At 64.9% G+C, this 26,199-nt stretch carries 22 protein-coding genes and 2 pseudogenes; 4 read left to right on the top strand and 20 right to left on the bottom strand.

Annotated features, from left to right (window positions below):
* Positions 1 to 17 precede the first annotated feature (17 nt).
* From Bsp3421_RS33845 to trpS, 3 genes are all read right to left on the bottom strand, one after another.
* The gene (locus tag Bsp3421_RS33845; RefSeq protein ID WP_274001443.1) at positions 18 to 1,265 is read right to left on the bottom strand and encodes a DUF2957 domain-containing protein; all 1,248 of its coding nucleotides are present in this window, start codon (positions 1,263 to 1,265) and stop codon (positions 18 to 20) included.
* A 61-nt stretch (positions 1,266 to 1,326) separates the two neighbouring features.
* Positions 1,327 to 2,943 (bottom strand): DUF2957 domain-containing protein, encoded by a 1,617-nt coding sequence (locus Bsp3421_RS33840; protein WP_274001442.1) that lies wholly within the window; start codon positions 2,941 to 2,943, stop codon positions 1,327 to 1,329.
* A gap of 627 nt (positions 2,944 to 3,570) precedes the next feature.
* Positions 3,571 to 4,587, bottom strand: coding sequence for a tryptophan--tRNA ligase (trpS, locus tag Bsp3421_RS33835; RefSeq protein ID WP_274001441.1), 1,017 nt, complete (start codon positions 4,585 to 4,587; stop codon positions 3,571 to 3,573).
* Between the two features lie 334 nt (positions 4,588 to 4,921).
* Here trpS and Bsp3421_RS33830 point away from each other — a divergent pair, with 334 nt between their 5' ends.
* Entirely contained in the window at positions 4,922 to 5,296 is a 375-nt protein-coding gene (locus tag Bsp3421_RS33830) for a hypothetical protein (protein ID WP_274001440.1), read from the top strand.
* Positions 5,297 to 5,439: 143 nt separating this feature from the next.
* Here the strand turns inward: Bsp3421_RS33830 and Bsp3421_RS33825 are convergent, their stop codons facing one another.
* Entirely contained in the window at positions 5,440 to 6,264 is an 825-nt protein-coding gene (locus Bsp3421_RS33825) for a nitrilase-related carbon-nitrogen hydrolase (protein WP_274001439.1), read from the bottom strand.
* 121 nt (positions 6,265 to 6,385) lie between these two features.
* Here Bsp3421_RS33825 and Bsp3421_RS33820 point away from each other — a divergent pair.
* Positions 6,386 to 6,700 (top strand): annotated as a pseudogene (locus Bsp3421_RS33820) (helix-turn-helix transcriptional regulator); the annotation flags it as partial.
* Positions 6,701 to 6,749: 49 nt separating this feature from the next.
* Here the strand turns inward: Bsp3421_RS33820 and Bsp3421_RS33815 are convergent.
* The 15 genes from Bsp3421_RS33815 to glmS all read right to left on the bottom strand — a co-directional run bounded on the left by Bsp3421_RS33815 (position 6,750) and on the right by glmS (position 23,943).
* Entirely contained in the window at positions 6,750 to 7,532 is a 783-nt protein-coding gene (locus Bsp3421_RS33815; RefSeq protein WP_274001438.1) for a c-type cytochrome, read from the bottom strand.
* Positions 7,529 to 9,154 carry a b(o/a)3-type cytochrome-c oxidase subunit 1 gene (locus Bsp3421_RS33810; protein ID WP_274001437.1) on the bottom strand — a complete coding sequence of 542 codons (1,626 nt, stop codon included), beginning with the start codon at positions 9,152 to 9,154 and terminating at the stop codon, positions 7,529 to 7,531. The genes Bsp3421_RS33815 and Bsp3421_RS33810 overlap by 4 nt, the downstream gene beginning before the upstream one ends.
* Positions 9,141 to 9,698: a cytochrome C oxidase subunit II gene (locus Bsp3421_RS33805; protein ID WP_274004443.1), complete on the bottom strand. Its 558-nt coding sequence runs from the start codon at positions 9,696 to 9,698 to the stop codon at positions 9,141 to 9,143. The genes Bsp3421_RS33810 and Bsp3421_RS33805 overlap by 14 nt, the downstream gene beginning before the upstream one ends.
* A 25-nt stretch (positions 9,699 to 9,723) precedes the next feature.
* The gene (locus Bsp3421_RS33800) at positions 9,724 to 9,906 is read right to left on the bottom strand and encodes a hypothetical protein (RefSeq protein ID WP_274001436.1); all 183 of its coding nucleotides are present in this window, start codon (positions 9,904 to 9,906) and stop codon (positions 9,724 to 9,726) included.
* Between the two features lie 7 nt (positions 9,907 to 9,913).
* The gene (locus tag Bsp3421_RS33795; RefSeq protein ID WP_274001435.1) at positions 9,914 to 11,194 is read right to left on the bottom strand and encodes a c-type cytochrome; all 1,281 of its coding nucleotides are present in this window, start codon (positions 11,192 to 11,194) and stop codon (positions 9,914 to 9,916) included.
* Complete coding sequence (locus Bsp3421_RS33790; RefSeq protein ID WP_443111555.1) at positions 11,194 to 11,907, bottom strand: c-type cytochrome; 714 nt, start codon at positions 11,905 to 11,907, stop codon at positions 11,194 to 11,196. The genes Bsp3421_RS33795 and Bsp3421_RS33790 overlap by 1 nt, the downstream gene beginning before the upstream one ends.
* A 456-nt stretch (positions 11,908 to 12,363) precedes the next feature.
* On the bottom strand, positions 12,364 to 12,627 hold the full coding sequence (locus tag Bsp3421_RS33785) for a PAAR domain-containing protein (protein ID WP_274001433.1): 264 nt from the start codon (positions 12,625 to 12,627) through the stop codon (positions 12,364 to 12,366).
* 27 nt (positions 12,628 to 12,654) lie between these two features.
* Positions 12,655 to 13,878: a T6SS immunity protein Tli4 family protein gene (locus Bsp3421_RS33780; RefSeq protein WP_274001432.1), complete on the bottom strand. Its 1,224-nt coding sequence runs from the start codon at positions 13,876 to 13,878 to the stop codon at positions 12,655 to 12,657.
* A 76-nt stretch (positions 13,879 to 13,954) separates the two neighbouring features.
* On the bottom strand, positions 13,955 to 15,388 hold the full coding sequence (locus Bsp3421_RS33775) for an esterase/lipase family protein (RefSeq protein WP_274001431.1): 1,434 nt from the start codon (positions 15,386 to 15,388) through the stop codon (positions 13,955 to 13,957).
* A gap of 50 nt (positions 15,389 to 15,438) precedes the next feature.
* The gene (locus Bsp3421_RS33770; RefSeq protein ID WP_274001429.1) at positions 15,439 to 15,714 is read right to left on the bottom strand and encodes a hypothetical protein; all 276 of its coding nucleotides are present in this window, start codon (positions 15,712 to 15,714) and stop codon (positions 15,439 to 15,441) included.
* A 13-nt stretch (positions 15,715 to 15,727) separates the two neighbouring features.
* Positions 15,728 to 15,889, bottom strand: a complete 162-nt coding sequence (locus Bsp3421_RS33765; RefSeq protein ID WP_274001428.1) for a hypothetical protein — start codon at positions 15,887 to 15,889, stop codon at positions 15,728 to 15,730.
* A 6-nt stretch (positions 15,890 to 15,895) separates the two neighbouring features.
* Positions 15,896 to 17,116 (bottom strand): T6SS immunity protein Tli4 family protein, encoded by a 1,221-nt coding sequence (locus Bsp3421_RS33760; protein WP_274001427.1) that lies wholly within the window; start codon positions 17,114 to 17,116, stop codon positions 15,896 to 15,898.
* Between the two features lie 76 nt (positions 17,117 to 17,192).
* Complete coding sequence (locus tag Bsp3421_RS33755; protein WP_274001426.1) at positions 17,193 to 18,959, bottom strand: esterase/lipase family protein; 1,767 nt, start codon at positions 18,957 to 18,959, stop codon at positions 17,193 to 17,195.
* Positions 18,960 to 18,972: 13 nt separating this feature from the next.
* On the bottom strand, positions 18,973 to 21,669 hold the full coding sequence (locus tag Bsp3421_RS33750; protein ID WP_274001425.1) for a type VI secretion system Vgr family protein: 2,697 nt from the start codon (positions 21,667 to 21,669) through the stop codon (positions 18,973 to 18,975).
* 444 nt (positions 21,670 to 22,113) lie between these two features.
* On the bottom strand, positions 22,114 to 23,943 hold the full coding sequence (gene glmS / locus Bsp3421_RS33745) for a glutamine--fructose-6-phosphate transaminase (isomerizing) (RefSeq protein ID WP_274001424.1): 1,830 nt from the start codon (positions 23,941 to 23,943) through the stop codon (positions 22,114 to 22,116).
* A 164-nt stretch (positions 23,944 to 24,107) separates the two neighbouring features.
* Here glmS and Bsp3421_RS33740 point away from each other — a divergent pair, with 164 nt between their 5' ends.
* Positions 24,108 to 24,596 (top strand): Lrp/AsnC family transcriptional regulator, encoded by a 489-nt coding sequence (locus Bsp3421_RS33740; protein WP_274001423.1) that lies wholly within the window; start codon positions 24,108 to 24,110, stop codon positions 24,594 to 24,596.
* A gap of 33 nt (positions 24,597 to 24,629) precedes the next feature.
* Here the strand turns inward: Bsp3421_RS33740 and Bsp3421_RS33735 are convergent, their stop codons facing one another.
* Positions 24,630 to 25,079, bottom strand: a complete 450-nt coding sequence (locus tag Bsp3421_RS33735; RefSeq protein ID WP_443111554.1) for a winged helix-turn-helix transcriptional regulator — start codon at positions 25,077 to 25,079, stop codon at positions 24,630 to 24,632.
* Positions 25,080 to 25,240: 161 nt separating this feature from the next.
* Between Bsp3421_RS33735 and Bsp3421_RS33730 the strand changes: the two are divergent.
* Positions 25,241 to 26,188 (top strand): annotated as a pseudogene (locus Bsp3421_RS33730) (MBL fold metallo-hydrolase); the annotation flags it as partial.
* Between the last annotated feature and the right edge of the window lie 11 nt (positions 26,189 to 26,199).

The raw sequence follows: 26,199 nt of genomic DNA, 5'->3' as shown, positions 1-26,199 counted from the left end.
TTGTTGTATTTGCACGCTCACTGCACGAACGCGCCCACGGTGAAGTACGGGCTGCTCGCGTTGGCCATGTCGAGGAAGCCGAAGACGCCGCCGGTGAAGATGAACTTGCCGGTCGCGGGCCCCGAGGCCGCATCCGCGTGCACGGTCGTGACCACGCCCGGCACCGTCTGCGCGAAGTTCAGGTTGAGCGGACGCGTGAGGCCGGCCTGCGACGCGTTGAACGGATCGAGCAGGGTCGCCTGCGAGCCGACCATCGCGGTGGCGCGGTAGTCGAACTGGCTGTCGACGCCGGTGTACTCGCCGTCCTGCGAGCCGACCGACACCCGCGGGCTCAGCAGCGTGATGCCCGACTCGTCGTCGGCGACCGGCGAGCCGTTCTGCAGGCTCGCGTTCGCCGCGCCCGTGCGGATGAATACCGGCACCAGCTGGTTGCGCAGCTTGCCGACGATCAGGATCCCCTTGCCCGCCTTGGTCGGATCGAGCGACGCCTGCGTCGCCGGAACCTGCGGCTGGTAATTGAGCGTCTGGAACGCCGACGCGTCGGAGCGCAGCTGGAACGGCTGGTTGACGATGGCCGTCGAGCTGAGCGGCTGACCGCCGTTCTTCTTGCCGAAGTTGTCGGTCTCCGTATAGCTGCCGTCGCCGCGAATCACGAACTGCTGGTCGATCGCGACCGGCGCGAACTTCTGCGACGGCACCTGGTGGTAGCCGAGCTGGTTGTAGGTGCCGGCGATCTTCGTCAGATCCGTCTCGACCGACGGGAAGGCGATGAACGGGTAGTACGGGAAAGTCGTCTTGTCGATCTGGCCGACGCCGATCACGCCGTCGAACTGGATCGTCGCGCCCGGGATCGCCCCGCCCATCACGCCTTCGCCAAGGAAAATCCGCGCCGGCCGGCTCGGATCGAGGCTGCCGTTGTTGAGGCGGAACGTGCACTGGTTGAGCTTCACGGTCGGCAGGCCGGTCTCGTCGCTCAGCGTGCCCGACATGACGTTGTTCGGCGCCGTGTCGCGCGTCGGCTGCACCGTGCCGGTCGTCTGCGGGATCGGCGACGCCAGGAAGGTGATCTGGTACGTCATCCTGGTGGTGTCGAGCTGCACCTTCACCAGTTCGCCGGAACCCGAGCCGCCGGTGAAGACGGTGTTGTAGTCGATGGTCTGCGGGCACAGTCGCACCACGGGCGCGGGCGGCGGGTCGCCGTCGCCGCCGCACGCGGTCAACACGGGCGCCAACACGGCAATGGTCATCCACTTCTGCCAATACATAGGAATCCTCGATATTTTGATAACCGCGACGGCGCGCGCTGCGCCGTCGCCTGGTCCTGCGTTAGCGGACGAATGCGCCGACGGTGAAGAACGGATTCACCTGGCTGTTGTTGACCACCATGCCGTAGACATTGCCGACCTTGATCAGGTAGCCGGTGTCGCCCTTCTTGAAGATCGACACGGCGCCCGTGCTGCCCTGCGCGCGGAAGTCGCTCAGGACATTCACCTTGATCTTGCCGGGCGAGGCCTGCGAGTAATCGAGCGAGAGCTGCGAGCTCACCTGCGAGGTCTGCGGATCGATCAGCCCGGCGGTCGTGCCCTGGAACAAGGTCGAGGTGTAGTTGGCCGCCATCGTCGACACCGCCGTGCCGTCGTTGCACGAGCCGGCCTGCGATGCGAATGCGCCGTTCGCGAACACGCCCGGCAGGTCCGGATGCGCGATGTTCGGGTTGAAGGACGGTCCGGCCGCCGCCGAGGTGCCGAGGTTGCCGGTGAAACTCACCACGCCGCACGCGGAGGCGCTCGTCGCGCCGATGAAGCCGCCTTGCAGCGAATTCGCGGCGATCGGCGTGGACGGCGCGAGCACCGAGATGCCGACTTCCGCATCGGCGACCGAGGAGAGCAGCGAGTTCGGATCAATGTACGCGTAGCCGACGCGGATCACGACCGGCACCAGCACGCCGTTGAGCTTGCCCACGATCATGATGCCCTTCGCCTGGCTCGGGGTCACGATCACGAGGCCCGGCGCCTGCCCCGCGACCGGATACGACACCGCGCCGAACTGGTTGGCGACCGCATTGCTGACGAACACCGTATCGTTCGAGCCGTCGGCGTTCTTGCGCAGCGTCCACGGCGAGCCGGTCGTCTGGCACGAGTAGTCGCTGCCCGGGGTGATCGTGCACGAACCGTCCGCGTTGAAGGTCTGGTTCCAGTTGACCACGTCGGGTTCCCAGCCGATCGGCGACGAGCCGCTCTGGTAGTTGCCGCCGACGGGCGACATGTGGACGCCCAGTTCGTTGTAGTTGCCCGCGACCTTCGTGAAATCCGTCTCGGTGCTGGTGAAGCCGATGAACGGATAGAAATCGAAGGTGCGCGACGGCACTTTGCCGAGCCCGCCGAGCGCGGCGATGCCCGGGTAGGAGATCGTCGCACCGGGGATGGAGCCGCCCATCACGCCGCCGTTGCCGACGAAGATCATCGGCGGATCCGCGGGATTGATCGTGACCTTGTAGGTGCCGTCCGCCGTCGCGCCATTGTCGAGCACGAACGAGCAGCGGTTCTGCTCGGCGGTCGGCAGCGTCGTCGCGTTGTGGAACGTGCCGTTGATCGTGAGGCCGGCGCGCGTGGTGTTGATTTCGTCCGGAAGCGTCGGCACCGACGATTCGATGAACTGCATCTGGTAGGTCTTCTTGGTCGTGTCGAACCGGACCTTCAGGTATTCGCCGCTGCCGGCGCCGCCCGAATAGGTGCTCGTGTAGTCGAGCGATGCCGGGCACAGCGTGACATTCTGGCTCGGCGTCGTGTTCGATCCGCTCGCCGGGCAATTGCTGCCCGAGCACTGCGAGGCATTGATGGGACCCGGGTCGTCGCTGTTGCCGCCGCCGCATCCGGCGACAAACGGCATGGCGACCACCACGCAGGACAGGACGGCCGCGCGCAGATTAGGAATGCAGAGCATTTCCCCTCCTTTTTCTTGAATACTGTTTCTCTTCCAGTGTCGCTCGACGGCGCACCGGTTGGTATGACGCCCGTCGCCGGGCGGGATTCGACTGCGTGTGGGAAGGCGCAACCGCCGCGATGCGCGAGCGTCACCGCGACGCGGCGCTTGCGCGCGGCGCCCTTGGGCGGTGAAAGCAGCTGGAATCCGGCGGCTCGCCGGTCACTCGGTCATGCGAAAACACGCGGTGAATAAACTCGCGCGTCTCCGATCAGATGGAAACGGTCGTCCTGACAACCCCTCGTATCTACGTATCATCCTTGTCTCCGTAGTCTGCGCTCGTCGTTATCGTGGCGCTTTGTTTTGTGTGACTATGATCCGACGATTCGAACAAGTAAATTGATACAGAATTCCAAACGTCGATCAGCCGCGAAGCCTTGTCCAACCAAGGCTCTTCACGTTTTTTCAAACACCATACTGGGTGTTGTCGAAATCATCCGTTCGCGCTTTCCCCCTGCTTTCGAACAGCTTGTGAATAAATGACGCGACGCGTCAATTTCACATCGATCATCAATGCGATTCGGCATTTTGGTTGTGGATGCAACGAGCGGTGTCGCGCGCGTCGTCCGACTCGCGCGATCGACGTATTCAGTTCGGGAAATACGACAGGCCCAGCGCGCCCTTCACCTCGCCGAGCGTCGCGGCGGCAACCTCGCGGGCGCGCTCCGTGCCCCGCCGCAGGATCGCCAGCACTTCCCCGCGCTCCTGTTCGAACGCGCGACGACGCGCGCGAATCGGCGCGAGCAGCGCCTGCAGCCGCTCGTCGAGCGCGCGTTTGACCACGCTGTCGCCGAGGCCGCCGCGCCGGTAATGCGCCTTGAGCGCCTCGACCGCCGCGACATCGGGTTCGAACGCATCGAGAAACGCGAACACCACGTTGCCCTCGACCTGGCCGGGGTCGCTCGCACGCACATGCCCGGGATCGGTGTACATCGCGTTCACGGCCCGCGTGATCTCGTCCGGACTCGCGCCGAGCGCGACCGCATTGCCGAGCGACTTGCTCATCTTCGCCTTGCCGTCGAGCCCGGGCAGGCGCGGCACCTGCGACAGCACCGCCTCGCATTCGACCAGCACCGGACGCTCGACCGTGGCGTTGAAGCGGCGCACCAGCTCGTTGGTCTGTTCGAGCATCGGCAATTGGTCCGCGCCGACCGGCACGTGGGTCGCCTTGAACGCGGCGATGTCGGCCGCCTGGCTCACGGGATAGGTGAGAAAGCCCGCGGGGATGTCACGCTCGAAGCCGCGCAGGCGAATCTCCTCCTTGATCGTCGGGTTGCGTTCGAGGCGCGCGACCGTGACGAGATTCAGCAAGTATTGCGAGAGCTCCGCCAATTCGGGCACCTGCGACTGGATGCAGATCGTCGACAGCTCGGGGGCGATGCCCGAGGCCAGGTAGTCGAGCGCCACCTCGATCACGTTGGCGGTCACGCGCCGATGGCGACCGACGTTATCGGTCAGCGCCTGGGTGTCCGCGAGCAGCAGGAACTGCCGCGCTTCGTGCTGGAGCCGCACGCGCTCGCGCAGCGAGCCGATGTAGTGGCCGAGATGGAGCGGGCCGGTCGTGCGATCGCCGGTGAGAATGACGGGGAGGGGTGTGGACGTCATGGTCTGGCATTCCTGGTGGAAGCGACGTCACCAGCCATGAGTATCGATCGTTCAACGAACCGCCGCCATGACTGGCGGCATCGTGGTTTCGAAGTACGTAGGGAAACGGGCCGCCCGGGTCAGGCGCGCCACCAACGACGAAGAAGGAAAAGAGTCGGGGTCGTACACATGGCGAAAAGTATAGCGCAGCCGCAGCGGCGGCGCATTCGCGCCTTCCGTGCCCCGGCCCGCCACATCACGGCGCGCACCCGGTCGATCGCGCGGCGCGCCGCGACGCACCGCGCGACGAACCGCTACAATCGCGCATCCGCTTCTCCACGCCCGAATCCGCGCCATGAAACCCTCCCTCGCCGCCGCGCTCGCCGCTCTCTTCATCTCGGCGAACGCGGCCGCCGACGCGGCCCCGCTCGCGTGCTCGACCGTCTACATCACCGGCGTCGCCGGGGCCGCGCAGAACGTCCGCGAGTACCTCGCGAGCGCCAACCGCTACCGCTATCTGGCCGACAACCCGATCCACTGCCAGGTGTCCGATGAAGGACGCGCCTCCGCCTGCGCCGGCGTGACCACCCTGTCGCGCGAGCGCGCCAGCGTGTACGACGACACGGACGACGACACCCTCGTCACCGTATCCGTGCGCGTGGAACTCGATCGCGGCACGTATCCCGTGATCGTCGCCGTGCCCCGCGCCGACGTGCGCTGCTCGCAGTAAGCGCGGCCGGCGGCGCGATGCAGGCCGCCCGGACGCAAGGCCGGGAGTCCGTTTCAGATGCGCGAGCCAGTCTCCGTATCGCGCATGACGTGTCCTGTCTCGTGAAGGCGTGAGATCGGGCGGGCCGCGTCGGTGTCGCGCGCTCAGCGCGTCGGTGGAATCAGCAGCGTGTCCGCCTGCTCGCCGCGCACGAGGCCGAGCGGCACCCGTGCGTCGGCAAGGTAGCGATAATCGCGCCGGCTCGCGGCAAGCTGCTCGCGCGCGATCCGCACGCGCAGCGTCGTCGGCCCCCGGCCGGCCGACGCGACGCACTCGCCGAACGGATCGAGCAGCGCCGATTCGCCGGCGAAGACCAGATCGTCGTCGCCCTCGCCGCAGCGGTTCACAATCACCGCGAACACCTGGTTCTCCATCGCGCGCGCGGCCATCGCACGGCGATGCACGGGGCCCAGCGGCTCCATGTTGCCGTTGGTGACGATCAGCAGATCCGCACCCAGCGAGGCCAGCGCCCGCGCGCCTTCGGGAAACTCGATGTCGTAGCAGATCTGCAGGCCGACCGTCATGCCGTTCCAGCGGCAGGTCGTGAAGCGATCGCCCGCCGTGAACACGCCGACGTCGGTCGCCCACAGATGCACCTTGCGGTAGCGCAGCGCGATCTCGCCGCGCGCATCGATCAGGACCGAGGTGTTGTAGCAGTGCCCGCCGTCGCGCTCCGCGAGCCCCACCGCGACCGCGACGCCCACCCGCCGGGCCGCCGCGCGGACCGCGCCGAGCGCCGCGCCGTCGAGCGGCTGCGCGATCGCGAACACGGTGTCGCGGGTCGGGAACCCGGACAACGTGGTCTCGGGAAACACGATCAGCGCCGTGCCGCCCGCGACATCCGCGGTCTCGATGCTGTCGATCACGAGTGCGGTATTGCGCTCGACGTCACCGTCGGTCAGCGCGAGTTGCGCGAGTTCCACCTGCATGTCGCCATCCTTTCGTCTGACGGGCCGCGGCCGCGTGCCGGCCGCGCCACCCCATGCCCGGATTATCGCGGCATTCTTTTTTTCGGTAACGCCCAATCGGGTTGCCTCATCGGAGACAGGCATGCGGCTCGAATGGCAGGATCTCGCCTTTCACCGCGAGACCGGCACCGTGATCGACGCGCTGGACGGGCCGCATTTCCGGGCGCGTCTCGTGCGCGTGCTCGAACGGCACGTGGCCGTGGACGCCTGGGTCGCGCTGCGCTTCGGCCGGCATACCGCGCCGCATGTCTGCGCGGAGCAGAGCCTGCCCGACGGACAGGTCGACCCGCGGTTCCAGGCCTACCTGACGACCTTCTGTCAACTCGATCCGTTCTATCTCGATGCATTCGGGCGCCGCGCATCGGGTTTCTTCACGCTGGCCGACGTCGCGCCCGACGCCGCGTGATGCGCGACGCGGGCGCGGGCTGCCCCATCCGCCGCGCGGACTACCGGTGGCCCGCGTAGTAGCGCGCGGCGGCGGCGATCTCGTCGAAGGTCATCTGCCGCGCGACGTTGCGCATCTGTTCGCTGATGTCGTTATGCCGCGCGCCCGACGCGAACGCCTGCAACTGCGCCGCGATGTAGACCTCGGGCTCGCCTTCGAGCCACGGCCCGCCGACCTTGTTGTCCATGCCGCCGTGGCACGACGCGCACGGCGCGATGTTGCGCATCGGCGCGCCGCTCGCGACGATCAGCGGCGGATTTGCAGCGGGCTTCGTCGCCACGCGCGGCAGATACGCGTAGTACGCCGCGAGATCGCGCATGTCCTGATCGGACAGATTCACGACCATCGGCTCCATCACCGCGTTGGTGCGCGCGCCGCTCTGGAAGTCCTTCAGCTGCTTGTAGACGACGGCCGCATACTGGCCCGCGAGGTTCGGCGAATTGGCGTCGCTCATGCCGCGTTCACCGTGGCACATCGTGCAGCGCATCGCGAGTGTCGCGCCGCGTCCGATCGACAGGCTGTCGGCCCCCGCCATCATCTGCGGCGTGACGACCACCCCGCTCGTCTTGATCACGGCGGGCTCCGGCCGCGACGGCAGCCACGCGCCCGGCACGCCGGCCGCGGAGCAGATCGCATTCCAGAGGCCCTGGAACTGCGCATCCTTCTGCGCGGACGGCAGCCAGACGAAGCCGATCAGCACCGAGCTGACCACCGCGAGCAGCACGAGCCCGACGCTCACCGTGAACCAGCGGTTGCGAAGCGAAAACAGACGTTCCGTGCTCATCGCGGCGTCCCCAGGTAGATGGCCGGCACCGACGGCTGCTTGAGCGACATCAGTTGCGCGATCGGATAGCCGTAGTTGACGGCCGTGAGACAGATCATCAGCGCGATCCACAGCGCGAAGCTGTTGAGCGCGACGGGCAGCGTCTTCGGTTCGTGCACGGCCGCGCTGAACGTGAACTCGGCGGGCTTGACCTTCGGGCCGCGATGGCTGCGGATCAGCACGACGAAGAACAGCACGGCCGATGCGACGAGGATCAGCGCGCCGATGACCGACAGGATCACCCAGATCGCCTGCGGCGCGAGCGCGGGATCGCTGTAGTCGTAATAGGCCATGCGGCGCGGCATGCCGAGGATGCCGACGTAGTGCCACGGGAACGTCGTGACGATCATGCCGATGAACCACAGCCACAGCTGCGTTCGCACGAGGCGCACGCTGGCGAGCGCGCGGCCCGTCAGGTGCGGCCACAGTTCATAGGCGATCGCGAAGTACATGATGACGACCGCGCCGCCGAAGATCAGGTGGAAGTGGCCCGTGATCCACTGCGTGTTGTGGATCGTCGAATCGAGCTGGTAGCTCATGTTGATGATCCCGCCCGCGCCGCCGAAGCCGAGCATCACGAACGAGAACGCCACCGCCAGCATCATCGGCTCGCGCCACGGCAGCGCGCGCAGCCAGCCGAACATGCCCTTGCCGCCGCGCAGCCGCGCGGCGATCTCGACCGAGGCGCACACCGTGAACACGGTGAGGATCGTCGGCACCGCGACGAGCGCCGTGAACACCGACTGCAGGAACTTGAACCCGGAGCCGATCTGCGGATCCGCGAACAGATGGTGGATGCCGATCGGCATCGCGCCGACGAGGAACAGGATGAACGAGATGCGCGCCATCCCGTCGCTGTACAGCTTGCCGCCGATCGCGCGCGGCACGAGCGTGTAGTACGCGATATACGCGGGGATCAGCCAGAAGTAGACGATCGCGTGCAGCGTCCACGAGAAGAACACGCGCGCGAGCCCCGCGTCGATCGTGGTCGTGAGCCCGACCGCGGCGGGCAGGATCTGGAACAGGATCTCGATCGCGGCGCCGATCGAGGTCCAGCCCCACAGATACGCGCCCGCGACGTTCGCGAACATCGCGAGCGGAATCGGCGCGCCCGGATGGGCCCTCTTCCACACGTAGAGGTTCGCCGACATCAACGCGACCCACACCCACGAGCCGACGACGACCAGCACGACGCCGAGGTAGTAGAACGGATTGCCGATCATCGGCGGGTAGAACGTATAGAGCACCGACGACAGGCCGAGCGACACGGGCGCCATCGCCACGACCGAGCCGACCGCGATCAGCCAGAAACCCGTCCACGCCCAGCGGCGGCCGACGAGCGGCATCTTGAGCGCGAGTTCGCTGATCGCGTAGCCGAAGCCCATCGCGATCATCGTCGGAAACACGTAGCCCATCACCGAGCCGTGCGCGGTCACCGAGCGGTAGTACAGCTCGGGATTGCCGAGCCAGGGATGCAGCGGGCTGCGCGCGAGCATCTGCCACGCGCCGAGCAGCAACGCGACGCCGAACAGCGCGAACGCGAACCAGAAATGGGCGAGCACCAGTCGATTATTCTTTAACACAGCTCAGTCTCCGCGCGCCGGACGCGAGTTTGTCGAATTCCGCACGGTCGATCACCTTCACGTGCGCCCACATCGCCTCATGCCCGGTGCCGCAGTATTCGTGGCAAGGCATCAGGTGATCCCGCGGCTTGTCGAACGTCGTCCTGAAGGTCGCGACGTAGCCGGGTTCGAGCATCGAATTGATGTTGGTGTCGGTGATCAGGAAGCCGTGCACCACGTCGGCGCTGGTCGCGCGGAACGTGACGGGGGTGTTCGCCGGCACCAGGATGCATTGCGGCGTGAACGAGTACTGCTGGCCGATCACGCGCACCGTGACCGAGCCGTCGGGCTCGCGCGCGGTGCCGAGATTGCTCTCGATGAATTCGCCCGAGACATGCAGGGTCGTCGGGTCGATGGTCTCGACGCGCGACGGCGGCATCATGGCCCAGTGCAGGCCGGTGAACACCGTGACGGCGACGAGCAGGATCATCAGGCCGACGGCCAGGATCGCCCACCTGCGTTCGATCCGCGCCGCGAGCTGCGCGCCGTCGAGACGGTCTGGCAAAGGTTGTTTTGACATGGGAGCCGGATTACTGGATCACGCCGCGAGGCAGGAAAACGAAGAAATAGAAGACGAACCACAGCGCGATCACGATCGCGGTCGCGGTGCCGGCCAGCGCGAGCGCGCCGCGCGGGCCCGCGCGGACGATCTCGTCGACCGCGTCGTCGTGCGCGGCAGGGTCGCCGCCCTGGCGTTGGGAAGAGTCGCTCATGATGTCCTCAGTAGAGCGGGGCGGAACGCAGCGCATTGGCTTCCTTCGCGGAAACCGGCGCGCCGCGATTGCCCCAGGCGGTCCGGATGAACGTCGTCACGGCCGCCACCTCGTCGTCCGACAGCGACTGGGCGAAAGGCGGCATGCCGTAGGGTTCGGGATTCTTCGCGGTGCCGGGCGCGTAGCCGCCGTTCAGCACCATGCGGATCGGGTTGACCGCGGAGGTCATCTGGATCGACTGGTTGCCCGCGAGCGGCGGGAACGCCGGCGTCTTGCCGAGCCCGTTCCTGCCGTGGCAGCTCGCGCACTGCGCGTCGTAGATCTTGCCGCCGAGCTTATAGAGGCGCGTCTGCTCCGAGGCGGACATCGTCGTCTTGCGCGCCGGCGCCGCATCGCCGCCGCGCGGCGCCAGCGACTTCAGGTAGACGGCCATCGCGCGCACGTCGTCGTCGGACAGATGCTGCAGGCTGTCGTAGACGACTTCCGCCATCGGGCCGTACACCGTGCCGCGATGCGAAGCGCCGGTTTGCAGCAGCGCCGAGATCTCGACGATGCTCCAGTCGCCGAGCCCCGCCTCGCGGTTCGACGTGAGCGACGGCGCGTACCACGCCTGCATCGGGATCAACCCGCCTTCGAATGCATTCGCCTCCGAACTGCCGCCGAGCGCATTGATCGCGGTGTGGCACATCGAGCAGTGGCCGAGCCCCTGCACGAGATACGCGCCGCGGTTCCATTCGACCGATTTCGTGCTGTCCGGCCGATACTCGCCCTCCTTGAAGTACAGCGTGCGCCAGCCGATCAGCAGCTGACGGTTGTTGTACGGGAAGCGCAGGTCGTGCGGCCGGTTCGCGAACTTCACGGGCGGCACCGAGCGCAGGTACGCGAAGATCGCGTCGGAATCCGCGCGCGTGACCTTCGTGTAGGCGCCGAACGGCATCGCCGGATACAGCAGCGAGCCGTCGCGCGAACGGCCGGTGTGCATCATCGTGTAGAACTCGTCGGCGCTCCATTTGCCGATGCCGGTCGCGTCGTCGGGCGTGATGTTCGGGGAGTACAGCGTGCCGAACGGCGTCGGCATCGCGCGGCCGCCCGCGAAGAGCTTGTCGCCCGGGATCGTGTGGCAGGCGATGCAGTCGCCCGCGCGGGCCAGGTATTCGCCGCGCCGGACGGTCGACGCATCGCTCGACGGCTGCGCGGACACCGCGCCCGCGGCGGTCAGCAGCATGCCGACGAAGGCGAGCGCGCGGCGCAGTTTCGTGATCAGTTGCGTGTGCACCGAGGTCTCCATTAGCGGATCTCGCCGCCGCACACGAGCGGCATGGTGAGCGAGCCCGCGGGCGCGGGCGACGGGTTGGCCGGCGCGGGCCGCGACGCGAGCCAGGCGGCGATCGCGGTCACGTCGGTGTCGGTGAGCCCGGAAGCGACCTGCTGCATGCAGTCGGGCGCGCGCGAGGTGCGCGTGCCGTAACGCCAGGCGCCGAGCTGTGCGCTCAGGTATTCCGCGTGCAGGCCGAGCAGCCCGGGTACGCCGGGCTCCATGCCCGTGAGCGCCGCGCCGTGGCATGACACGCACGCGGGCAGCTTGCGCGCGGGGTCGCCCGTCTTCACGAGCTGCTGGCCGCGCGCCAGCACCTCGGGCGCGACCGTGGACGCCCCGAGCGTCGGGAACGGCGGACGCTGGCTCGCGAAGTGATCGGCGATGCGCTGCAGGTAAGGGTCCGGAAGGTAGGCGAGCAGGTAGTTCATCGGCGGGTACTTGCGGCGGCCGTCGCGGAACGCGACGAGCTGCTCGTACAGGTAGCCGGCCGGCTTGCCCGACAGGCGCGGGAAGTAGTCGTTCGACGTCCCCTCGCCCTGCTGGCCGTGGCATGCGGCGCAGGCCAGCACGCGGGCTTCCATCGTGTCGGGCGCGCGCTCCTGCGGCTCCCGGGCGGACGCCGACTGGCTCAGCAAGCCGCACAGCACGGCGAGTACTGCAGTGGATCTCAAGGTCACTGTCATCTTCTCTGGCGAGGCACCCCGTTCCCGCTGTCACGCGAGCGACCCCCCGCGAATCGTTGGCGCGAGCGGGCACGCCGCCGGCACCATCGCCTTCGTTGGTCTTAAGGGAACCTGTTATTCAAATTTTTCTGCGCCCCGAAAATCTCACGGGCGTCGTGCGCTCGTATTGATGCACGTCAATTGAATGCGCGACTTCGTGGGCAAGGGGTGGAACTGCGGTCGCGGTTTGGACGTTTTTGGCGGCGGGTTGTTTGCGCGCAAGGAGGGCGCGGTGGGGGCTGTTTGGGCGGGTGGCGACGCATGGCACGATGGCGGAGGCGGAAGCCGCGCCGCGGGGGCGGTTGATGCGCCACGGGCGGGCGTGGATCGAGACTGCGTGCCCTGCGCGGACGAGATGCGGCGCTCAGCGCTGATTCGCGGCGACTGCGCGCGCGGGTTCGACGCGCTCGTCGCGCCTTACTTCGTGCCGAAGCGCTCCATCGTGGAGCGCAGCGTTGCGCCGCAGCTCGTGCGGTGGCCGTCGAATGCCACGGCCCGGCCGTCGATCACGAAGTTCGGATCGCCCTCGACGATGACACAGGCTTGATGTCCGGCGATCGGACACGTGCAGCCGTCGCCGACGCGGGCGACGGCGCGTCCGTCCACGACGAATCCCACGTCGCCGGTTTCCACGACACCGCCGTGGCTGGTCGGGTCGCCGACGCGTATGACGTTCCTCATAGGGCACTCCGTGGAAGTGGATTGGATTCAGGCGGGGTCGTCGTCAGGCATTCGCGCAGGCGTCGCGTCTGTGTCGTTCGTCGGATCGAATCCCACGAGTCGCCACGTCGTCGGCACGTCGTATCGGGCCGGCTTTCCGAACAACCGGTCGGCCAGGGTCCGGCCGCGCAGGATCGTCGCGACCGGCATCGGCGATCCTGCGACAAAATACCGCCGCCCGCCTCCGGCGAGTTCGTTGCCGTTTGCTTCGGGACACGTCCACCAACCGGTTTGAGGACACGCCGAACCTGTTTGCACGAGCGTGCCCAACGGCATGGTCGGAGGCGGTGCGGCGCGCGATACCTTCGCATCGCTGGTCGGGCGCAGACGGATCGATTTCACCACCGCGTCGAATATCGCGATGGCTTCTTCGTCGCTCAGGTTCGGGCGCTGCCACTCTCCACCTTTCGCTTGCAGTCCGCTCTCGAATTCCACGGTCAAATCGGCATTGAGCGGTTGGCGCAGCGTGCCTTGCGCCTCCCATTGGAACTGATGCGAACGGAATCCATGGTTGGTCGGGAATGACCACAGGATCTCTTCGCCATCACGGCCGTTCACCGTACGCTTGCCACGGCGCAGCGTCTTGACCAGGATGAAGTTGGTGGGCAACCAGGCGCTGCCGACACGCTGGAGCAGGGTCTTTTCGCCGGCTTTGGTCGTGGTGCTCGCGCTCACCGTGATGAGGATGCCCGGCCATTGTGGAAACTTGAAGCTCATCCCTGAGTCTTCGTATTGCTCGGTCGTGCCGTCGTCGTCGATAAATCCATCCTTGAGACAAAACCCCGGCTGCGAAGGGATATCGTCGGCATCACGCGCGTGGAGATTCGGCAGCACCCTTGTTTTCATTGTGGACAAGACTTCGTCATATTTATCCAGCATCGTGGCCGCTTGAGTCATTTCGAACGCACGCCCCCCATCCCATCGATGGGCCTCAAACCCCAGCGACTGACGAGTCAGCAATTGGCGCTCCAACTCGAAAACCCAGATTGATTCGCTTATCCGCCCGCCTCCCCTCAGCGAGTATCCATTCTTTTGCTTTCCCGACCTGATCGCCGCTTCGCGCTGCTCGACGTACCTATCAAACTCGCCCTTAGACAACGAGGACGACTTTATATATTCATACTTGTATCTCGATGCGTAGCCATTAACTTGAGCGCCAACCGGAATATCCGCCAAATAGCGCCCGAAACAATAGGTTTTTGTTTCACTCATCACAGGCTCTCCCGCATGACACACCGACAATAAAAAGCAGACACAAAGAATTTGAATAACCGATCGAATGAACACATCAATCCCCGTTTGATGAAGATTTACCTACAACCGGAGCCAACTGCACAATCTTCGCGATGCAATAAATTGTATTACTGAGCACATTTTTATTTCCGTAACTCCCCGAGTGATCGAATCCGATCATGCCGAATACTTTGGGTGTCGGCGTCGCATCGGCAATCAATGCCCCAGATTCGAGAGCGACAGTCCCATCGCCTGAATTGGCGGCACCACTCGTAGCCGGACTTTGGTGATTTTCCAATCTCATGCTTACTTTCTGCTCACCAAAGGCGAGCACTGCACGACCAAGCCGCGTGAACGACTGTGACTTAGCATTGTTCAAATCTGATTCCACTTCGGCCCCCACTTCATCCGAAGTCGCCCACACCACGCGACCAAACGACACCTGTCCTGGATCGCTGCCATAGTGTGCGAATGTGACGGGATGACAATCTAACTGGACTCGATCATGAAATAGCCGTGCATCTGCAATGGCGTCTTCGTACATCGCGAAAGCACTTGTATTGTTTTCTTTGGCAAGATCCGCCGGATCGATCAACGTCTCATCGATCATCCCCCACCACACATCCTGCACTCGCTTCGCATAGATCTCCGCATACGGATCGGAGATCGGCATCGGCGGCATCAGCTCCCGTGTTTCCCCGTTCCTCCGCTGCTCGAAGCGGAGCCAGCCGGGAGGATGGTGTTTCGTCGGCAGCAGTTCCAGCGGGCCCGGGGAATTCGCCATCACGCACGTCACATCGGCTGCGCTCCACCCCGTCACGACGGCTGCTGCCGCCCCGCCGATATCGGACCAACCGTTCACTTCCGTCCCCGAGCGCAGGCGCCGATAAACCACGGGAGCGCCACCGACGGGCTGCACCCCGTGTACGACGCCCAGAATGCTGTCGGGCGCCTTCTGCGCCGCGCGCCGAGCGACCATTCCGCCCATCGAATGCGTAACGACGATGACCTTGTCAGTCGAAATCCAGTAGCTATCCTTCTTATACCAATCGATCGCCTCTTGAATACGGGCGATCAGTCGATCAGACGACAGCTCGCTGCTTTCGAGCCAGTTATAGCCGCATGCCCATACCGGATAGAAATAGTCGTCCAGCCGATTGAACTCCTGCTCGCTCAACGGCGGAACGTCGGTATTCACCGGGCGCCAATCCTGCTCCACGACATCGACCATCTCCTCCGACGTGGAACCGCTTTTGCGCTTCGGCGTCCGTGCAATCTCCCAGACGGGTAATGGCTTGCAGTCCTTCGTTCCAGCATCGGCGTATTGTTCGTTCAGCGCCATTTCCAGTTCGGCCAGGACCGTGCCGTAACTGCCGAGGTGGATCTCTCCCCATCCGCGACGTTTCGCTTCGCTTTTCGTCAGCGTGTACAGACTCCGAGGCACGTGAACGTCGCCATCATCATCCACCTCGACCTTTGACGAAGTCATCTGGATCTGCCGATCCTTCGGACTTTGCCTGATCCTGCGTCCCACTTCGATCAAGCCATCGATGATTCCATTGGGCGGTCTCCACGCTGGTATCCCAGGCCTCTCTCGTTGGCTTTCAGATTGCTCCCCATGATGCCCGGCACGAAGATGACCGGAATCACATGACGCGGCGGCATCACGCACAACGCCCGCATCCTGAAGCTCTCGGGACTCGCCACGCTCCCGAAATACGGATGCCCGTTCTCGTCGAACTGCAGCGGGACCCGGCGGCGGGCCTTTTCATGCACCGGCCGGGTTGCACAGGTATCAGCGGAGGAAGTCGTCATAGGGAATCGGCCATCAAGGTTTCGGAATGAAGGTAAGCGGGCGAATCTGCGCGTCCTGCACGACGTTCCGATTGGTTCCGTCCGTTGCCAGCGCGCCCGCATCGCGCGTGTCCCGGGTCTCGTCGATCACCTCATGCCGGAATGGCGGATAGGCGTTCCCATTGCGCGAGGCCACGGCGAATTACTCATCCGTTCGTATCATCGACGCAGGCGTCGTGTCCGCGTCGTTCGCCGGATCGGATCCCACGAGTCGCCACGTCGTCGGCACGTCGTATCGGGCCGGCTTTCCGAACAACCGGTCGGCCAGGGTCCGGCCGCGCAGGATCGTCGCGACCGGCATCGGCGATCCTGCGACAAAATACCGCCGCCCGCCTCCGGCGAGTTCGTTGCCGTTTGCTTCGGGACACGTCCACCAACCGGTTTGAGGACACGCCGAACCTGTTTGCACGAGCGTGCCCAACGGCATGGTCGGAGGCGGTGCGGCGCGCGATGCCTTCGCATCGCTGGTCGGGCGCAGACGGATCGATTTCACCACCGCGTCGAATATCGCGATGGCTTCTTCGTCGCTCAGGTTCGGGCGCTGCCACTCTCCACCTTTCGCTTGCAGTCCGCTCTCGAATTCCACGGTCAAATCGGCATTGAGCGGTTGGCTCAGCGTGCCTTGCGCCTCCCATTGGAACTGATGCGAACGGAATCCATGATTGGTCGGGAACGACCACAGGATCTCTTCGCCATCGCGGCCGTTCACCGTACGCTTGCCACGGCGCAGCGTCTTGACCAGGATGAAGTTGGTGGGCAACCAGGCGCTGCCGACACGCTGGAGCAGGGTCTTTTCGCCGGCTTTGGTCGTGGTGCTCGCGCTCACCGTGATGAGGATGCCCGGCCATTGTGGAAACTTGAAGCTCATCCCCGAGTCTTCGTATTGCTCGGTCGTGCCGTCGTCGTCGATGAATCCATCCTTGAGACAAAACCCCGGCTGCGAAGGTATATCGTCGGCATCACGCGCGTGGAGATTCGGCAGCACGCTCGTTTTCATTGTGGACAAGACTTCGTCATATTTATCCGACATCGTGCCCACTTGAGTCATTTCGAACGCACGTCCGCCATCCCATCGATGGGCCTCAAACCCGACCGACAGGCCAGTCAGCAATTGATTTTCCAGTTCGAAAATCCAGATTGACTCACTTATCCGCCCACCTCCCTTCAGCGAATATCCATCCTTTTGCTTTCCCGATCTGATCACCGCCTCACGCTTCCCGACGTATTCATCGAATTCCACTCTAGACAACGAAGACGATTTTATATATCCATACTTATACCTCGAAGCGTAGCCGTTCACCTGAGCGCCAACCGGGATATCCGCCAAATAGCGTCCGAAACAATAGGTTTTTGTTTCACTCATCACTGGCTCTCCCGCATGACATACCGACAATAAAAAGCAGGTGCAAAGCATCTGAACAATCGATCGAATGAACACATCAATCCTCGCTTGATGAAGGCTTACCCACAACCGGAGCCAATTGCACGATCTTAGCGATGCAATAAATTACATTGCTGAGTACATTTTTATTTCTGTAACTACCCGAGTGATCGAATCCGATCATGCCGAATACTTTGGGTGTCGGTGTGGCATCTGCAATCAATGCCCCGGATTCGAGAGCGACAGTCCCGTCCCCCGCGTGGACTGCGCCATGCGTAGCCAGGCTTTCGTTATTTTCCAATTTCATGCTTACTTTCTGCTCACCAAAGGCGAGCACTGCACGACCGAGCCGCGTGAACGACTGCGTCTGCGCATCGCTCAATCCTGATTCCGCTTCAGCCCCCACTTCATCCGAAGTCGTCCACACCACACGACCAAACGACACCTGTCCCGGATCGCTGCCATAGTGCGCGAATGTGACGGGATGACAATCAAGCTTGATTCGATCATGAAAGAGCCGCGCCTTTTTAAGGGCGGCTCCGTACATCGCGGAAGGATTTGTATTGTTTTTTTGGGCAAGATTCGCAGGGTCAATCAACGTCTCATCGATCATTCCCCACCACACATCCTGCACTCGCTTCGCATAGATCTCCGCATACGGATCGGAGATCGGCATCGGCGGCATCAGCTCCCGTGTTTTCCCGTTCCTCCGCTGCTCGAAGCGAAGCCAGCCGGGGGGATGATGCTTCGTCGGCAGCAGTTCCAGCGGGCCCGGGGAATTCGCCATTACGCATGTGACATCGGCGGCGCTCCACCCCATCACAACAGCTGCCGCAGCCCCACCTATATCAGACCAGCCATTCACTTCCGTCCCCGAGCGCAGACGTCGATAGACCACGGGAGCGCCGCCGACGGGCTGCACCCCGTGTACGACGCCCAGAATTCTGTCGGGCGCCTTCTGCACCGCGCGCCTTGCGACCATCCCACCCATCGAATGAGTGACGACGATGACCTTGTCGATCGAAATCCAATAGCTATCCTTCTTATACCAATCGATCGCCTCTTGAATACGGGCGATCAGCCGGTCGGACGACAGCTCGCTGCTTTCGAGCCAGTTATAGCCGCATGCCCATACCGGATAAAAATAGTCGTCCAGCCGATTGAACTCCTGCTCGCTCAAGGGCGGCACATCGGTGTTCACCGGCCGCCAATCCTGGTCCACCACATCGACCATCTCGTCCGACGCAGAGCCGCTCCTGCGTTTCAGCGTCCACGCAATCTCCCAAACGGGTAACGGCTTGCAATCCTTCGTTCCTGCATCGGCATATTGCTCGTTCAGCGCTATTTCCAGTTCGGCCAGGACCGTGCCGTAACTGCCGAGATGAATCTCCCCCCATCCGCGACGTTCCGCTTCGCTTTTCGTCAGCGTGTAGAGGTTCCGAGGCACATGAATGTCGCCGCTACGGTCCACCTCGACCTCTTCCGGCGTCATCTGGATCTGCCGGTCCTTCGGACTTTGCCTGATCCTGCGTCCCACTTCGATCAAGCCATCGATGATTCCATTGGGCGGTCTCCACGCTGGTATCCCAGGCCTCTTGGCCATCTCGTTGGCTTTCAGATTGCTCCCCATGATGCCCGGCACGAAGATGACCGGAATCACATGTCGCGGCGGCATCACGCACAATGCCCGCATCCTGAAGCTCTCGGGACTCGCCACGCTCCCGAAATACGGATGCCCGTTCTCGTCGAACTGCAGCGGAACCCGGCGGCGAGCCTTTTCATGCACCGGCCGGGTTGCACAGGTATCAGCGGAGGAAGTCGTCATAGGGAATCGGCCATCAGGGTTTCGGAATGAAGGTAAGCGGGCGAATCTGCGCGTCCTGCACGACGTTCCGATTGGTTCCGTCCGTTGCCAGCGCGCCCGCATCGCGCGTGTCCCGGGTCTCGTCGATCACCTCATGCCGGAATGGCGGATAAGCGTTCCCATTGCGCGAGGCCACGGCGAATTGCTCGTCCGTTCGCATCGTCGACGCCGGCATATGCGGCAGATCGGGAGTGCCGCCCCCTCCACGCACATGGCTGAATCCCGACGATTGGATCGTGTGCGCGCCGCTCGATGAAGTCAGCACCTCACCGTCGGCAAACGACTGCGTGACGCCGTTCGAGCGGAACACGATGCTCGGCGCCTCGATCACCAGCTCCTTCAGCGAATAGAGATGCATGCGTTCGGATGCGCCGATTTCCGCGCGGCCCTGCTGTGCCTGCACGACGACATCCCCGGTGCCCGCGATGAGCTTCATGCCCGCCTTCGCGAATGCCGACAGCCCTTGCGCCGCGCGCATGAGTATCCGGCGGCCCGTACTGACGTTGACGTCCTGAACCGCGACCACGTCGACGTGGGTTCCAGCCGACGCCATGACGCCCTGCGGGCTCGACAGCGCGATGCCGTCCGGCGCGGACAGCGCGATGGCCGCGCCGTCCTGGCTGCCGCCGTCCCATTGCTTGATCCGCTCGACGAGCTTTTCCTGCGGCGCGGTATCCGTGCCGTCCGCTTCATGCACGGACGACAGGTCGGCAAGCTGCTTCGCGATCGCGAGCGCCGCTTCGAGCTGCCCGATCAGTTCCTGTCGATCCAGCACCGCGCCCTTCGCATTCGGCCGGGCATCGGTGGAAATCAGCAATTGCGATGCGCGAATGGCCCCCGGCAAATCGGATCGCAGCTCGAACCCCTCGCCGCGCGGTTCGGACAGGCCGTCCTCGCGTGGATGGCCGATCCACCCTTGATTCAATTGCGTCTTGCCGTGCTCGGACGAGAGCTTCGTCTTGATCTCGCGCGACGTATCGTCGAACAGCAACTCGCCATAGCCCGTCCCTCCCACCTCCTTCGAACGAATGCCGTACAACGCGGCGTTGGCGGGCAAGCTGCCCGCGCCGGAAAATTGCGCGGGCGCATGATGCGCATCGTGCATCGTCGCAATCGCGATGGGTTTGTCGGGATCGTTCTGCTGAAATACGACCAGCACCTCGCTTCCGACCCGCGGCCACAGCGCCGTACCTGCCCGGTTGTCCGCCCACGGCAGCGCGTAGCGGATGCGCGCGGAATCGCGCGGCGTTCCGCTCGCGCCCGCGCGCGGATGCTCGTCGCTTCGCGCGAAGGGAAACCGGACCGCGATGCGGCCGTCCGCGTCCACGTCGATCTCCAGCCCCTGTCCGCCGACGACGCGCGCGCTCATCGGGCCGACGGACGGCACGGCGGACGGATCGAAAGCCGGGACGATCGGGATATCCGCGCGAACGCACTCGAAGCGGTTCAGATAGTCGGCGCTGTCGGCATCGAGCGCCAATGGCCCCTTGCCCGGCGAAGCGGTCAACAGATGATTGCGCACGCGCGTTTCGACGCGGGTGAGTACGAGGCGCCGCTGCTCGGCCGGATGCTGATCCATTTCCGCATGGCCGGACAGCGAGAAAACCGTGCCCGCGCCGCCGCTGAACGCGCGCACGACGCCCTCCCCGGTGAAATGCTTGGTCCGCTGCTCGTGCGCCTGCTGACGCCGCCGGTTGATCTGTTCGTAGTGCCGGAGGTCGTCCGCGACGTGCGGCGAGTCATAGCGATAGTCCGTCAGCGTGACGGCGAACGCGTTGCCGTATTTGCCCTGATCCCGGATGCCGGTTTCGCCGACTTCCCGGACACCCGCCACCCGATAGTCAGGTGAAGCGGAAAACACCGCGCCCGGCATGAGATGACGATGGGCCTGAAACGACGTGATCGTATCGTCCCGCTCGGTCGCATCGGCGCGGTGAAAGCGAACCGTCCCGGCCGGGTTGTCGCGCCACGCATGAACGTTATCGACCAGATGCAGCGTATGAACCGGCCATCCGTCCTTGATATCGTGGGTGAAGTACCAGCAGATTCCCTCGAATCGCCAGTGGCGCATCAGGAAGGCCGCATCGCTTTCGCCCGCCTGCATGGTGAAGGCGCGGACGGGATAGGTCGAAGTCAATCCCGTCATGTCGAATTCGAACGCGTTGCCGAGCACGCCGTTGCCGTCACGATGCGCGGACAAGATGTCGCGCGTGATGTCGATGATCGACACGGCGCGATAGACGCGCCACGTCGTCCGGTGTTCGAGTATCGTCAAGGCATCCCGGCAGACGAACTCGTTCAGGACGAACCCGCCGTCCGACGCCAGCTGATGCGCGCTCGTGACGATGGCGCTGACGGTTCGACGCGCCCCCGTGAAGTCGCCGACCCGGAACGCAATGGGAACGCCGTTGAAGGCCTTGAGCGGCAAACGCACATCGGTCGACAGCCAGCGCAGCGTGTAATGCAGCGGCTCGCAAATCCCTTCGCTGCCGACCAGCTCATGCGGGAGGATCACGTTGCCCGGCAGGCCCGCGCTCGGGGCCAGCTGCACCTGCAACTGCCGCTGCGATTGACTGAAGATCGACCACAACTGGTCGAAATTCGCGAACATCGAGGACAGCCCTTCCAACGGATTCGAGGAAGACGCGGGTGTGAACGACGGTGTCGGCATGGTCTCATCGGTAAACGGAACGCATGTGTGAGGTGCGCTCCATTTCCGCCCCGGAACGATGGATGGACAAGGCGACCGTCATTCAACGGCCGCCGCTCGGCGTCATATCTCGAATTTATTCATCCGGAATCCTAAAATTCCGATATATTTTCCACGCCTTATCGCCAACCAGCCGGCTCTTGCCGACACCCTCGATCATCGCAAGGGCAAGGTGGCATGAGGAAACGCGATCGCCGTGAAAGCGCATGACCGCGGGATTCTAGCCGAGCGCGGAGGAAAATCCGCGGACCTGAAGCAGTTTTATCGATTTTCCATACTCGTTCTAATATTTGATCGATAGCGCTGCGTGTGAAATGAACCGGCCTCACATTTATCCGAGACGATTGCCGCGAGCCTGCCTGTCGGGACACACTTCGCGCATCCCGACCCGGCCTCGACATCTCCCTACTCCACCGTCACCGACTTCGCCAGATTCCTCGGCTTATCGATATCCGTGCCGCGCGCCAACGCTGCGTGAAACGCAAGCAGTTGCATCGGCAGCGCATGCAGAATCGGCGACAGCGGCCCGTAGTACTCATCCATCCGGATCACCTCGATGCCCTCGCCGGCGGCGATTCCGCAATCGCTGTCCGCGAACACGAACAGCCGGCCGTTGCGCGCGCTGACCTCGTGCATGTTCGAGCGCAGCTTCTCGAACAGCCGGTCGTTCGGCGCGACCGCCACCACCGGCATCTGGTCGCTGACGAGCGCGAGCGGCCCGTGCTTGAGCTCGCCCGCCGCATACGCCTCCGCGTGGATATACGAGATCTCCTTCATCTTCAGCGCGCCTTCGAGCGCGATCGGGTAATGCATGCCGCGACCGACGAACAGGATGTTCTCGCGGCGCGTCAGCTGCTCGGCCCACGCCATGATGCGCGGCTCCAGCGCGAGCACGCGGCTCATCGCATCGGGCAGATGACGCAGCGCGCGCAGGTGCGCGTGCTCGTCCTCGTCGCTCAATCGCCCCTTGGCCTGCGCGAGCGCCAACGCCAACAGGAACAGCGCCACCAGCTGCGTCGTGAACGCCTTGGTCGACGCGACGCCGATCTCGACGCCCGCACGCGTGATGAAGTTCAGCGCGCAGTCGCGCACGAGCGCGCTCGTCGCCACGTTGCAGATCGCGAGCGTATGCGGCATGCCCAGTTCGCGCGCCTTCTGCAGCGCGCCGAGCACGTCGGCGGTCTCGCCGCTCTGCGACACCGCGACCACCAGCGTGCGCGGATTCGGCACGCCGTCGCGATAGCGGTACTCGCTCGCGATCTCGACATTCACCGGCAGGCGCGCGAGGCTCTCGATCCAGTAGCGCGCGGTCAGTGCCGCGTGATAGCTGCCGCCGCACGCGAGCAGCAGCACCGAATCGATGCCGTCGAACACGCGCCACGCGCCGTCGCCGAACCACTCGGGCATCACCGAGGTCAGTTCCTGCAAAGTGTCGGCGACGGCCCGCGGCTGCTCGAAAATCTCCTTCTGCATGTAGCAGCGGTACAGGCCGAGATCGGCGGCGGCGCTGTGCGCGGCCACCGTGTGCAGTTCGCGTTCGACCCGCCGCCCCGCCGCATCGACGATCCAGTGCCGGTGCAGCTGCACGTCCACCACGTCGCCGTTCTCGAGGTAGGCGATGCGATCGGTGACGTTCGCGAGCGCGATCGCGTCCGACGCCAGGAAGTGCTCGCCGTCGCCCACGCCGACCACGAGCGGCATGCCGTCGCGCGCGCCGACCAGACGGTGCGGCTCGTCGCGGCACAGCACCGCGATCGCATAGCTGCCGCGCAGCCGGGCGACCGCGTCGCGCACCGCGTCGAACAGGTCGCCGTTGTACAGGCTGTCGACCAGATGCGCGATCACCTCGCTGTCGGTCTGGCTCGCGAACACATAGCCCTGCGCCTCCAGCTCCGCGCGCAGCGCTTCATGGTTCTCGATGATGCCGTTGTGCGACAGCGCGATGCGCGGCCGCGCGTCGTCGGGCGAGACGTGCGGATGCGCGTTCTCCGTCGCGGGCCGGCCGTGCGTGGCCCAGCGCGTGTGCGCGATGCCCGTGTAGCCCGCGAGCTCGCCGTCCGCGATCGCCTGCCGCAATTGCGCGACCCGGTCGACGCTGCGCGCGCGCACGAGCCGCCCCGCCTGGTGCAGCGCGACCCCGCACGAGTCGTAGCCGCGATACTCGAGCCGCCTCAAGCCATCGACCAGCACCGGCAGGATGTCCCGCTGCGCCACCGCCCCAACAATTCCACACATGCCGTCTTCTCCCCGGAACGCTCTTTCGAGCCCATGGCGGCGATACTAAGATGGCTGAAATGGAATTTAATTTCGAAATTGTTGCTTCGGTGAAATAATGAGACATGTATCGATGAATCTGAAATTTTATTTCACCGCGTCCCGCTCCCGGATGGAGACTGCCCGTGCCCGCCGTATCCCTCGACGACCTCGACCTGCGCCTGCTCCGTCTGCTGCAGGCCGACGCTTCGCTGACCAACCTCGAACTGGCCGAGCGCGCGCATGCGTCGCCGCCCACCTGTCTGCGACGCGTACGGCGCCTGCGCGAGCTGGGCGTGATCGTGCGCGAGATCGCGCTGCTCGACGCGGCGGCGTTCGGCCCCACCCTGACCGCGCTGATCGAGATCACGCTCGATCGCCAGACTGCCGAGGATCACGCGGCGTTCGAAACCTACATCTGCGCGGAGGCGGCCGTCACGCAGTGCTATCGCGTGTCGCCGGGGCCCGACTTCGTCGTGATCGCCGAACTGCCCGACATGGACGCCTATGACGCGCTCGCGCGACGCCTGTTCACGCATGCCGCGAACGTGCGCAACGTCCGCACTTTCTTCTCGACCCACCGCGCGAAATTCGAGGCGAACGCACCGGTGCCGGGCGCCGCGCCACAGCGTTGACGGAACGCCGCGTCCGCACGCGGCAGCGGCCGCTCAACCGGTCGTGCAGCCTATGGCACGCTCATCGTAGGCTTCGCGCGCGGCCAGCACCGCGTCGATATGCGTCTCGGCCCACGCGATCAACGGGCCGAGCGCGCGTGCGAGCGTCGCGCCCAGCGGCGTCAGCGCATATTCGACCGACACCGGCACCGTCGCATGCACGGTGCGGCTCAGGAGCCCGTCGCGTTCGAGACGCTTGAGCGTCTGCGACAACACCTTCTGCGACAGCCCCTCGACCTGCCTGAGCAGCGCATTGAAGCGCAGCGGACGATGCACGAGCAGCGCGAGGATCAACACGGTCCATTTGTCCGCGATGCGATCGAGCACGAGCCGCGTCGGACATTCCGCGGCATAGACGTTGCCCGGCTGCGGCGCGTCGAGCAGCGACGGTTTCCCGGCGGTAACCAACTCACTTGGCAGTGCGTTCTTCCCCATCTTCCTCATCCCGACTATAGTTTCCAACCGTTACCACGTATCCCGAAGATACCAGCAGTCGCGGCGACGCCCGCCTTCGGGCTGCCTCGTCCACGCGTTCCGGCGCATCGCTTGGCAACGCCAAGCGTCCGCGCCACCGCCAGCCTTCACCCTCACCTATGGAACTGCCCATGATCCTGCGCTCCCTCGCGACCCTGGTCGCCGCCACCGCCCTGCTCGCGGGCGTCGCCGCGCCTGCCCGCGCGGCCGACGCCGCCGCGCCGCTGCACATCTCGGTCTACAACCCCGGCGAAAAGAGCCTGTTCCCGGTGTCCTCCGAGATCGTGACCGGCAGGACCGGCGCGATCCTCATCGACGCGCAGTTCCAGCGCAACGACGCCGAGGCGCTGGTGAGCCAGATCAAGGCCACCGGCAAGCCGCTGAAGCTCGTCTACATCAGCCACAGCGATCCCGACTACTACTTCGGCCTCGACACGATCCGCGCCGCGTTCCCGAACGTCCGGATCCTCGCGACGCCGCAGACGGTCGCCGCGATCCGCGCGAACAAGGACAGCAAGCTCGCGTACTGGGGGCCGATCCTGAAGGACAACGCGCCGCGCGCGCTCGTCGTGCCCGACGCGCTCGACGGCGACACGCTCACGCTCGACGGCCAGACGCTGCGCATCGTCGGACTCGACGGCCCCGCGCCGGACCGCACGGTGGTGTCGATTCCGTCGGCGCACGCGGTGGTGGGCGGCATCCCGGTGGCCGCGAACATCCACGTCTGGATCGCCGATACGCAGACGCCCGCCTCGCGCGCGAACTGGCTCAAGACGCTCGATCACATCGCGGCGCTGCGGCCGCATCGCGTGGTGCCCGGCCACTACCTGCCGAATCCGAACGGCAGCGCGCCCGACACGCTCGCGTCGGTGCGCTTCACCCGCGACTACCTGAAGGCCTTCGAGGTCGAGGCGGCGCGCGCGCCGGACTCGGCCGCGCTGATCGCGGCGATGAAGAAGCGCTATCCGGGCCTCGCCGACGAGTCGTCGCTCGAACTGAGCGCGAAGGTCATCAAGGGCGAGATGCAGTGGCCGGCCCCGGCCAACGATGCCGCGACGCCGACCGCCGCCGCGGACGCGCCGCCGGCGCA

It is taken from the genome of Burkholderia sp. FERM BP-3421 (assembly GCF_028657905.1).
Lineage (GTDB): Bacteria > Pseudomonadota > Gammaproteobacteria > Burkholderiales > Burkholderiaceae > Burkholderia.
Note: the sequence above shows the minus strand (reverse complement) of the source record. Positions and strands in the feature narration are given on the sequence as shown.